An 11,793-nucleotide genomic window follows, 5' to 3' on the forward strand; every position below is an offset into this window, starting at 1 on the left:
GCGTGAGCCGCTCCAGCCTGAGCTATCCGCCCATGGCGACATCAGCCCCTGAGTCGGTTCTGCAGTGCCTGCCGATTGGCAACGAGGTTGCTGAGGTTCAGCAGGTCTGGCTCCCGTCCTTGCTCCAATTGCCTAACCAGCGCCCGCGTGCCGTCCACCACGAAGACGCCGCAATCATAGCCGTTCCGCTGCTGGGCCATGCCGGCTCGCTCGAGGCGGAGGTCCAGCCGACCTGCGAGATGTTCTGCATCCTTGTTGTTGAGTCCCCCGTAGGAATCGTAGTGATAGGCGACCGGCCGCCCCCGGTCGCGGCGATCAACGAACAGCAGCGACCAATGGTTGCCGAGGCTATTAGGATCTTCAGGATTGGCATTAATCACGGGCAGGAACAGGAAGTCGGCTGTATCGTTACCATTATCGTAGACGATGCGCTGGAATTCGGTTCGCACGACGCCATCGTCGTTAGAGCGCAGATAATTTAGGACGATGAGGGGATTCACGAACCGCGTCCGGGCGGCGAGATCCGGATGGTACCTCTGCAAATCCTGCTCCTGGAGCCGGTAATCCCTGTCGATATGCTCGTCGCCCAGCCATTCCGTGTCCTCGAGCACCAGCCCGCGGCCGTGGGACGAGGCTGTCGGATCTAAAGCCCCGATCTGAGCATCAGCGGAGGTGCTCGGAAACGGCCGTACAGAATTAGCATCGTCGCGTGATTCGGACGGCGTGGCCGCAGTCAGATCAACCAATGGAAAACCACGGTAGGTGTCTGAGCGAGACCTGGCAGCGGGCGCCGGCTCAAAGTGAGCATCGTCGCGCAATTCGGACGGCGGGGGCGCATCCAGATCAACAAAAGACTCAAGACCGCCGTAGGTGTCTGACGGAGCCCTGCTGGTTGATGGTGAGGCCGGCTCTTGCATCTGCCGCCGCGCCAGCTCCTCGCGCAACCACGCCAAAGCTTCATCATCCGAGAAGGCTGGCGCCGGAGAAAGCCCCTGCGGCGAGCCGGGCTGTCGAACGCCCTGGTGATGACCCGGTACTGGCCCGGCAAACGGCGGCGGAAAGTCAGGCGCCGGGCTCCAAGCATTGTCACGCAACTCGAACGGTGCGGGCGGATTCGGATGAACCGCTGCCTCAAGACCGCCTTCGATGTCTGAAGGAGCCCTGGCAGAGTGCGCTGACGCTGCTTCCAGGGTCGGCCACATACTCCAATCAAAGTTGAGCGGCATCTGCGGCGACCAGGTTGAGGTGGACCTGGCAGGTTCCTGCTCTCGAGCTTGGACTATCTCCTGCGCCTGCTCAGGGGGAACCCCGGACCACGGTGGGCCGTCTTCCACCATCAAAGGCAGATCCTGATCGTAACCTCCCCGCGGCGCGCTGTGCGCAGGGGCGCCTCCGACGTACGTCGCGACCGCATGCGGCGCCGTGGCATCTTCGTGCCCGCTCGCCTGCATCATCGGCTGCGCCTGCCATGGCGATGCACCCTGTTGATGGGTGGGGGCCACCGACGTCAGCAGGCGACCGCCTGAATTGGCGATCTCGCTCAGCTGCCGCTCGCCGGCAAGGCCGTGCAGATTGTCTAGGGTCCTCGGCCTCTTCGCTGGCCGCAACTCAGCTGCGTCATGCTCATCGTTGATGAGGACCTCCTCGCTTGGCGGGAGGTTGCTCCTGGCAAGTGCACCCATCGGCTCGTCCAGGAACTGCTGGCGGTCGTAGCCCCAGTTCAAGGGACGAATGGTCTCTCCGGGATCCGATGACTGGTCATGGCGCGCGGCTGGCTCGAGAGATGACGACGGGCCGGGTTCGTCCATCAGCTCCCAAAGCAAATCCTGATCGTAACCTTCCGGGAGGACCAATGGCTGACTGACAGCTCCCTGCGGCGCGCTGTGCTGCGCAGCGGCGTCGCCGACGCGCCACGGCTCCATCAGTGCCGCGTCTTCGGGATCAGGAACTGGGGAAATATGGCGCTCGAGCTCCATCGCTTTAGCGCCGGCCTGCGATTCTCGGAGATCAGCCAGTGCGGCACCGATATTCCGATTACCCCCGGCGTCCTTCCTATAGCGCTTAACATCTTCATCCAACGTGTTGCCGGAAAGCCGACCAGCAATGCCCTTCTTGTTGTTTTCACGCAGGTAGTCACTGAAACTGCGTAGAGCAACTGCATACGCCTTGCCGGTCCCTGTCGCTGCTTCGTTTTTGTACTCTTCGATGAGAGCCACGTCCTGGGGGAGAGGATTTAGGTCAGAGCGGCCTGTGATCGGCACGACTCCGCCCGTCGACTGGAAGGTCCGGAGATGGTCTATTGCCGGACGGAGTCTCCTGTTATGACCCTTTTCGATGGCCTCGCGCGCATCATCGGTCAGCGACTGGTCGTCGAGCCGAGCAGCAATCGGATCTTTGTTATTTGCGAAGAGCCAGCGGCCAAAGCTGCGAAGAGAACTTACATAGGCGTAGGCGGTTTGGTTGGCGGCGTTGCCATTGCGGAGGGCCTCCTCAAGCCCCGAAATAAGGCAAGCATCCTCGGAATAAAGAGGCTGCTTGCTCTGCCGCCCTATCAAAACCCCAGCTGACTGAGCCGGCTGCAGCGCCGAGGCGGCCGGCATTGCTCCACCACCTCCACCTGAATTGGCGATCTCGCTCAGCTGCCGCTCGCTGGCAAGGCCGTGCAGATTGTCTAGGGTCCTCGGCCTCTTCGCTGGCCGCAACTCAGCTGCGTCATGCTCATCGTTGATGAGGACCTCCTCGCTTGGCGGGAGGTTGCTCCTGGCAAGTGCACCCATCGGCTCGTCCAGGAACTGCTGGCGGTCGTAGCCCCAGTTCAAGGGACGAATGGTCTCTCCGGGATCCGATGACTGGTCATGGCGCGCGGCTGGCTCGAGAGATGACGACGGGCCGGGTTCGTCCATCAGCTCCCAAAGCAAATCCTGATCGTAACCTTCCGGGAGGACCAATGGCTGACTGACAGCTCCCTGCGGCGCGCTGTGCTGCGCAGCGGCGTCGCCGACGCGCCACGGCTCCATCAGTGCCGCGTCTTCGGGATCAGGAACTGGGGAAATATGGCGCTCGAGCTCCATCGCTTTAGCGCCGGCCTGCGATTCTCGGAGATCAGCCAGTGCGGCACCGATAGTCCGATTACCCCCGGCGTCCTTCCTATAGCGCTTAACATCTTCATCCAACGTGTTGCCGGAAAGCCGACCAGCAATGCCCTTCTTGTTGTTTTCACGCAGGTAGTCACTGAAACTGCGTAGAGAAACTGCATACGTCTTGCTGGTCCCTGTCGCTGCTTCGTTTTTGTACTCTTCGATGAGAGCCACGTCCTGGGGGGGAGGATTTAGGTCAGAGCGGCCTGTGATCGGCACGACTCCGCCCGTCGACTGGAAGGTCCGGAGATGGTCTATTGCCGGACGGAGTCTCCTGTTATGACCCTTTTCGATGGCCTCGCGCGCATCATCGGTCAGCGACTGGTCGTCGAGCCGAGCAGCAATCGGATCTTTGTTATTTGCGAAGAGCCAGCGGCCAAAGCTGCGAAGAGAACTTACATAGGCGTAGGCGGTTTGGTTGGCGGCGTTGCCATTGCGGAGGGCCTCCTCAAGCCCCGAAATAAGGCGAGCGTCCTCGGAATAAAGAGGCTCCTTGCTCCGCCCTATCAAAACCCCAGCTGACTGAGCCGGCTGCAGCGCCGAGGCGGCCGGCATTGCTCCACCACCTCCACCTGAATTGGCGATCTCGCTCAGCTGCCGCTCGCTGGCAAGGCCGTGCAGATTGTCTAGGGTCCTCGGCCTCTTCGCTGGCCTCAACTCAGCTGCGTCATGCTCATCGTTGATGAGGACCTCCTCGCTTGGCGGGAGGTTGCTCCTGGCAAGTGCACCCATCGGCTCGTCCAGGAACTGCTGGCGGTCGTAGCCCCAGTTCAAGGGATGAATGGTCTCTCCGAGATCCGATGACTGGTCATGGCGCGCGGCTGGCTCGAGAGATGACGACGGGCCGGGTTCGTCCATCAGCTCCCAAAGCAAATCCTGATCGTAACCTTCCGGGAGGACCAATGGCTGACTGACAGCTCCCTGCGGCGCGCTGTGCTGCGCAGCGGCGTCGCCGACGCGCCACGGCTCCATCAGTGCCGCGTTTTCGGGATCAGGAACGGGGGAAATATGGCGCTCGAGCTCCATCGCTTTAGCGCCGGCCTGCGATTTTCGGAGATCAGCCAGTGCGGCACCGATATTCCGATTACCCCCGGCGTCCCTATAGCGCTCAACATCTTCATCCAACGTGTTGCCGGAAAGCCGAGCAGCAATGCCCTTCTTGTTGTTTTCACGCAGGTAGTCACTGAAACTGCGAAGAAAACCTGCATAAATCTTGCTGGTCCTTGTCGGTGCTTCGTTTTTGTACTCTTCGATGAGAGCCACGTCCTGGGGGTGAGGATTTAGCTCAGCGCGGCCTTTGATCGGCACGACTTCGCCCGTCGACTGGAAGGTCCGGAGATGGTCTATTGCCGGACGGAGTCTCCTGTTATGACCCTTTTCGATGGCCTCGCGCGCATCATCGGTCAGCGACTGGTCGTCGAGCCGAGCAGCAATCGGATCTTTGTTATTTGCTTTGAGCCAGCGGCCAAAGCTGCGAAGAGAACTTACATAGCCGTAGGCGGTTTGGTTGGCGGCGTTGCCATTGCGGAGGGCCTCCTCAAGCCCCGAAATAAGGCGAGCGTCCTCGGAATAAAGAGGCTGCCTGCTCCGCCCCTTCAAAACCCCCGTTGACTGAGCCGGCTGCAGCGCCGAGGCGGCCGGCATTGCTCCACCACCTCCATTTGAATTGGCGATCTCGCTCAGCTGCCGCTCGCCGGCAAGGCCGTGCAGATTGTCTAGGGTCCTCGGCCTCTTCGCTGGCCGCAACTCAGCTGCGTCATGCTCATCGTTGATGAGGACCTCCTCGCTTGGCGGGAGGTTGCTCCTGGCAAGTGCAGCCATCGGCTCGTCCAGGAACTGCTGGCGGTCGTAGCCCCAGTTCAAGGGACGAATGGTCTCTCCGGGATCCGATGACTGGTCATGGCGCGCGGCTGGCTCGAGAGATGACGACGGGCCGGGTTCGTCCAAATCCTGATCGTAGCCTTCTGCAGGAAGCCGCTCCTTTGGCCAACTGCCCGCGTCCTGCGACGCGCTGTGCTGCGCAGCGGCGTCGCCGCCCCGCATCGGCTCCATCAGTGCCGCGTCTTCGGGATCAGGAACGGGGGAAATATGGCGCTCGCGCTCCATCGCTTTAGCGCCGGCCTGCGATTTTCGGAGATCAGCCAGTGCGGCACCGATATTCCGATTACCCCCGACCCCGGCGTCTTTCCTATAGCGCTTAACATCTTCATCCAACGTGTTGCCGGAAAGCCGAGCAGCAATGCCCTTCTTGTTGTTTTCACGCAGGTAGTCACTGAAACTGCGAAGAACACCTGCATACATCCTGCCGGTCCGTGTCGCTGCTTCGTTTTTGTACTCTTCGATGAGAGCCACGTCCTGGGGGTGAGGATTTAGCTCAGCGCGGCCTGCGATCGGCCCGACTCCGCCCGTCGACTGGAAGGTCCGGAGATGGTCTATTGCCGGACGGAGCGCCGTGTAATGACCCTTTTCGATGGCCTCGCGCGCATCATCGGTCAGCGACTGGTCGTCGAGCCGAGCAGCAATCGGATCTTTGTTATTTGCGAAGAGCCAGCGGCTGAAGCTGCGAAGAGAACTTACATAGCTGTAGGCGGTGGGAATGGCGACGTTGCCATTGCGGAGGGCCTCCTCAAGCCCCGAAATAAGGCGAGCGTCCTCGGAATAAAGAGGCTGCTTGCTCCGCCCTATCAAAACCCCAGCTGACTGAGCCGGCTGCAGCGCAGCGGCGGCGGGCATTGCTCCTCCACCTCCATTTGAATTGGCGATCTCGCTCAGTTGCCGCTCAAAGGTCGCCGCATCTGCGGACGGCGCCGCGGGTGAACTCTCTTGCAGGCCCGTGCTGTCCGGCTGTTCACGCACCCACTTGTTCGAGGGGAAATCCATCCCTTCTCCCTTTCAAATTATGAACCGAGCCTTCGATCTGACATGCTTGGAATCAGCAACAAACCACCCTTTACAGCCCTCGACAGGCACGCACCGTGAGCATCGGCAGCCGATGTTTTTCCAAGGCGACCAGCCCTGTATGTTTTGTTAAATGGGGAAGCTGTCGAGAACCTGATGACCAACGTGCCGCGAGCATGGTGCATGACCTGCGCGCTTCGCCGTCAACAGCCGATAGACCGAAGATTCAGAGACAAAATACTGCTTCTCAATTCCCAAAGTCCGGGAATTGGCCACTGCCGAGTTCGCGACGCTGCGTCTTCGGCTCTTGAAAATCGCCGCCCGTGTGGTCGAGACCACGCGCCCATTCGCCTTGCGTTTGCCGCGGCATGTCCCGAAGCCGACCTGATCCGCGGCTTGCCAGGCGCGCTGCTGCCGCTCGGTCCTTGAGCGGCGGGGCGTCCGCCCCCCGTTCGCCCAACCCATCCCTCAAGCGTGCGCGGCGCAAAGTACCGGTCGTCAGGCGGTGAAAAGCCGAAGGCAATCCCGCGCGCCTCGTCAGAGCAGATGTGCGGCCACACGAGGAATATCACGAGCGTCAATGATACGAAGTTGGCGCGGTGGTTTCGGCTGCCCCGCCTTCACCATCCTCACTTTGGGTACACTGAAATCCAAGATCTGGAAATCTGCCGCTGCTAGGAGCTTGTCTGGATAGTCGCTGTTCAAATCTGGTCGGGTCTGATTCAACATTGGGCGATGAGCAAGTATTTTCGGCCTTGGAACATCGATCAGACGCTGCTTCTGCCGCCGAATGTGCAGGACTTCGTGCCGAAAGGCCATGTCTCGCGGTTTATGGTTGATCTGGTGCGGGAGAGCCTCGATCTCAGGGAGATCATGGGCAGCTATGTGAGCGGGCTTGGGCAGCCGCCGTTTGATCCGCGGATGATGGTGGCGCTGCTGCTGCATAGCTATGCGAGTGGGCTGTATTCGTCGCGTCGGATTGCCAAGGCCTGCCGGGAGCGGAACGATTTTGTGATGATCGTGGCGCTGGATGCGCCGGATTTTCGGACGATCAGCGACTTTCGCAAGCGACATTTGAAGGCGCTCGGCGCGCTATTCGTGCAGGTTCTGAAGTTGTGCGAGACGGCCGGGCTGGTCAAGCTCGGTCATGTCGCGCTGGATGGTACGAAGATCAAGGCGAACGCGTCGAAACACAAGGCGATGAGTTATGAGCGCATGAAGAAGCGCGAGGCGGAATTGAAGGCCGAGGTCGCTCGCATGCTGGCGGCCGCCGAGGCGGCGGATGCCTCGGAGGATGAGACTTTCGGCAACAGCGACGAACTGCCGGACTGGACCGTCGACAAGCAGAAACGGCTGGCGAAGATCCAGCAAGCGATGGCGGCGCTGGAAGCGGACGCCAAACTGGCGGCGGAGGAAGAGCGCCGCATCGAGGCCGAAAAGGAACAGCAGCGCCAGGCCGAAGGCCGCAAGAAGCCGGGCAAACCGGCGGCGCTGCCATCGGAGGAACCCAATCCCAAGGCGCAACGCAACTTCACCGATCCGGAAAGCCGCATCATGAAGTCGAAGGATGGCTTCGTTCAGGCCTATAATGCCCAGGCGGCCGTCGATGCACATGCCCAGATCATTGTCGCGCAAGAACTGACCCAGCACGGCAGCGATCAGGGCCAGTTGGTGCCCCTGATCGAGGCCATCGAGAGCAATCTTGGCCGCAAGCCGCGGCAGGCCTCAGCGGATTCCGGCTACTGCAGCGAAGCCAATCTCGAAGCGCTCGACACACGCAGCATCGATGGCTATGTCGCGCCCGGACGCGCCAAGCACCCGACAGTAGCGAACGGAAAAGTCGGCGGCCCGCTGACACAGGCCATGCGAAAGAAGATCGACGATGGCGGCTTCGAAACACCCTACCGATTGCGAAAGCAAGTGGTGGAGCCGGTGTTCGGGCAGATCAAACAGGCAAGAGGCTTCCGCCAGTTCCTGTTGCGGGGCATCGAGAAAGTGCGCGCCGAGTGGACAATGATCTGCACCGTCCATAACCTCCTCAAGCTGTTCAACCTCGCAAACGCAGCCTGAGCCTGCTACTCTACAACAAATGCCCGTCACGAAAACATATCTGGACGGGCTCCTAGCCCGTCTTATTCGTCAGAGTGCGCCTGAGAGGCTGGCGAGCGTGGTGTAAAGCGCTGATGCGGCGTAGGATTCGGTTGCGAAGCCAACCCCATCACCTCAACCGCGAACGCCACGCCCGCCATGACCGACGATACGATTCTGCCCTTCTCGTTTCCAGCCGTTCACGCCAAGAAAGTCACAGCTGCCTTCGATGGCGGTCGGCTGACCTCGAACGGGGGCGTGATGCTTCTGGCGATGGCCGAGCGGCGTCTCGGCTTGGCCGACAATTTGGCCCGGGTGTTCCCGGATCGGCGCGATCCGACGCGGGTCGTGCACAGCCTTGTCGATATGTTCCGCGCGCGCATGTTCGCGATCTGCTGCGGCTACGAGGACGCCGACGACCTCGATCATCTGCGGTCCGATCCCGCATTCAAGCTGGCCTGCGGACGGCTGCCGGACACGGGTCGCGATCTGTGTTCCCAACCGACGCTGTCGCGGCTGGAGAATGCTCCGCGCCTGCGCGACGTGATCCGACTGACCTACACTTTGGTCGACGCATGGATGGATAGCTACCCGCGCGAGCCGGCATCCGTCACGCTCGACATCGATGATACCTGCGATGTCGTCCACGGCCATCAGCAGCTCTCGCTGTTCAACGCTCATTATGACGAACGCTGCTTCCTGCCGATCCACGTCTACGACACGGAGAAGAGCCGGCCCGTGGCGGTCGTGCTGCGGCCCGGCAAGACGCCGGGCGGCGTCGAGGTGCGTGCCCACCTGCGCCGCCTGATACGGCATATCCGGACGCGGTGGCACAACACGCGAATTACGTTCCGTGGCGACGGGCACTATGCCCGGCCGGAGGCAATGGCGTGGTGCGAGACCAACGGCATCGACTACATCTTCGGTCTGTCCGGCACCAAGCCGCTCGCCAGAAAACTCGACGAGGCCGCCGACGACATCCGCACGCGACGCGCCATCGAGAACCTGCCGGTTCTGCGTGGCTATACCGAGACGCGCCACAAGGCCAAGTCCTGGGATCGCGAACGGCGTACCGTCGCCCGTATTGAGGCGACGATGCTCGGCCTCGACATCCGTTTCGTCGTCACCAGCCTCGTGTCGGCTCGGCCGAGTGGATCTACGACAGCCTGTATTGCGCGCGCGGCCAAGCCGAGAATCTGATCAAGCTGCATAAGACACAGCTCGCCTCCGATCGCACCAGCTGCCGTTCGGCGCTCGCCAATCAAGTCCGCCTCGTTCTCCACACCGCCGCTTATTGGCTGATGCTGACCGTGCGCGACGCGATTCCCAAAGCCCGGGAATTGGCCACAGCCGAGTTCGCGACGCTGCGTCTTCGTCTCTTGAAACTCGCTGCCCGTGTGGTCGAGACCACGAGCCGCATTCGCCTTGCGTTTGCCGCGGCATGTCCCGAAGCCGACCTGATCCGCGGCTTGCCAGGCGCGCTGCTGCCGCTCGGTCCTTGACCGGCGGGGCATCCGCCCCCCGTTCGCCCAACCTACACCTCAAGCGCGTTGCAAAGTACGGGTCGGTCAGGCGGTGAAAAGCCGAAGGCAATCCCGCGCGCCTCGTCAGAGCAGATGTGCGGCCACATCAATCGGACTAAAAAAACGCACTCTCACGAATAGGACGGGCTAGCTAGGTGCGCACCAATTTCGTTGAGTCAATCGGAATGGAACGACTTTCGTCCAGTTTTGTTATTGACGCGAGGCTCGGTGTTTCTCATCACAACATCCCGATTGGCCGTCCGATTGCCAACACGCGTGTGTATCTGCTGGACGGCCATGGCGCGCCTGTGCCGTTTGGTGCGGTGGGTGAGCTTTACATCGGCGGAGCGGGGGTTGCGCGTGGCTATCTGAACCGGCCGGAGCTAACGGCAGAGCGGTTCATCACCAGTCCCTTTGTGGACGGCGATCGGCTGTACAGGACCGGCGACCTGGCGCGCTATTTGCCGGACGGCAATCTGGAGTTCCTGGGCCGCAATGACGACCAGGTGAAGATCCGCGGCTTCCGCATCGAGCCGGGCGAGATCGCGGCACGGCTGGTCGAGCACGCCTGGGTGGGCGATGCGGTGGTGGTGGCGCGCGAGGATCACACTGGCGAGAAGCAGCTTGTGGCCTATGTGGTGACTGCGTCCGAGCCTGGATCGGACAAGGCAGATGGCGACGCACTGGCCGGCACCTTGCGCGCGCATGTGAGTGCGCATGGTGCCGTCGGCGTTCGTGCGGCTATCGGCACTGCCGCTGACGGTGAACGGCAAGCTCGATCGCCAGGCGCTGCCGGCGCCCGCTGACGATGCCTATGCGCGGGCCGCCTATGAGTGCGCCGCGCGGCGCGACCGAGACGGCGCTGGCAGAGATCTGGGCGGAGCTTCTCGGGGTCGAGCGGGTCGGACGCCACGACAACTTCTTCGAGCTCGGCGGCCACTCGCTCCTGGCAGTGCAGCTGCTCAGTCGAGCGCTTAATCTTGGAATGAAGTTTAATGCCGCCGATCTCTTCCAGGCTCCTGCCCTGAAGCACCTTGCATCGAGGATTGAGTTGGACCCGCAAGGTCATACAGCTGGAGTACTACCCGTTCGGCCGACGGGAACGCAACCGCCACTCTTCTTTGTTCCGACAGGTTACGGAGATTATTCGTATGTCCTCACTTTGGCAAAAGAAATGGATGTGAACTGCCCGATCTATGCTTTGCCATGGCCATCTTTCATTGAACTTCGTCAACCAACTCTCGATGCGATCGCCGCGGAGGTAATCGTCGCGATTAGAAAGATCCAGCCGCAAGGTCCGTATCGCTTCGCTGGTTACTCCTCAGGGGCAATCTTGGCTTATGCGATTGCCAAACACCTGCTAAGTCGCGGGGAAGCTGTCTCGTTTATGGCGTTCATCGATGTCACGCTACCTGCAAATCCATCGAGTAGGTCCGATGCCCAAGTAGCATTGGATATGATATTCGAGCCCCTCGAGTCTTTAGATGATGAGCGGTTCAAATTGCTGGAGAAAACTTCTGAAAACAGTTCGGTTGCTGAGTTGTTTGAAAAGGCGCAGCAAATTGGGGCCATAGCTTCAGATCGCGATCTCTATGACAAAGCCTTGAGGTATGTCTATTTTCACAGGGCACTACGATGCTATCGAGCTCCGACCCTGCCAATTGAGATCCATCAGTTTTATGCAGCTGATGCTTTCCCAAATCGTCGTGTGCGGGGCAAGAACTCAATCGATCCAGAGGCAAGCTCGATCATGCGCGGCTGGGACCGCGTTTTGAGTGGGGCGGCCATTCATGCAGTTTCAATTCCAGGCAATCACGTAACGATGATGAGCAGCCCAGAAAACCGCGATGTTCTGGCACACATGTTATCAAGAGCCTTGAATGATTCGCCAGCAACCACGCCGAACTGCACCTCGTTTTTACCGGACACCCGCGTTAGCCGGAGGAGCTAGGTCTGGCCTAGGCATACGCCTATGTCTGAGATGTTTTCGAAGGTGGAAGTCAACGCTGGCGTTGCCGTACTTGCGTCGGTTTACGATGGCCCACACCGAACTTTTATCCAGCCGAGTGTCGGAGATTGGTACGGCAAGTGACGCGGGCGGAGCAACGGAGATCGGCGGAGCTGGTCGATCCCGTGGCGATTTCGCA

General features: G+C 60.8%; 2 protein-coding genes and 3 pseudogenes. 4 read left to right on the forward strand and 1 reads right to left on the reverse strand.

The window, feature by feature from the left end; genetic code table 11:
• Positions 1-41 precede the first annotated feature (41 nt).
• On the reverse strand, positions 42-6,017 hold the full coding sequence (locus HAP54_RS51710; protein WP_224741210.1) for a Ulp1 family isopeptidase: 5,976 nt from the start codon (positions 6,015-6,017) through the stop codon (positions 42-44).
• Positions 6,018-6,282: 265 nt separating this feature from the next.
• On the opposite strand from HAP54_RS51710, the pseudogene HAP54_RS51715 reads away from it, so the two are divergent.
• The 4 genes and pseudogenes from HAP54_RS51715 to HAP54_RS51730 form a co-directional block, all read left to right on the forward strand.
• Positions 6,283-6,464: pseudogene (locus HAP54_RS51715) on the forward strand (transposase); the annotation flags it as partial.
• Positions 6,465-6,770: 306 nt separating this feature from the next.
• A complete protein-coding gene (locus HAP54_RS51720; RefSeq protein ID WP_166202952.1) occupies positions 6,771-8,105 on the forward strand; it encodes an IS1182 family transposase in 1,335 nt (444 codons plus the stop codon).
• 177 nt (positions 8,106-8,282) lie between these two features.
• Positions 8,283-9,625: pseudogene (locus HAP54_RS51725) on the forward strand (IS1380-like element ISBdi2 family transposase).
• Positions 9,626-9,888: 263 nt separating this feature from the next.
• Positions 9,889-11,597, forward strand: a pseudogene (locus tag HAP54_RS51730) (thioesterase domain-containing protein); the annotation flags it as partial.
• Positions 11,598-11,793: the final 196 nt, after the last annotated feature.

It is taken from the genome of Bradyrhizobium sp. 2S1, assembly GCF_011516625.5.
Lineage (GTDB): Bacteria > Pseudomonadota > Alphaproteobacteria > Rhizobiales > Xanthobacteraceae > Bradyrhizobium > Bradyrhizobium septentrionale.

What these genes read in the sequence shown, in the direction of transcription:
- HAP54_RS51710 (WP_224741210.1), bottom strand. Translation starts at nt 6,017, where the DNA reads ATGGATTTCCCCTCGAACAAGTGGGTGCGTGAACAGCCGGACAGCACG.
- HAP54_RS51720 (WP_166202952.1), top strand. Translation starts at nt 6,771, where the DNA reads ATGAGCAAGTATTTTCGGCCTTGGAACATCGATCAGACGCTGCTTCTG.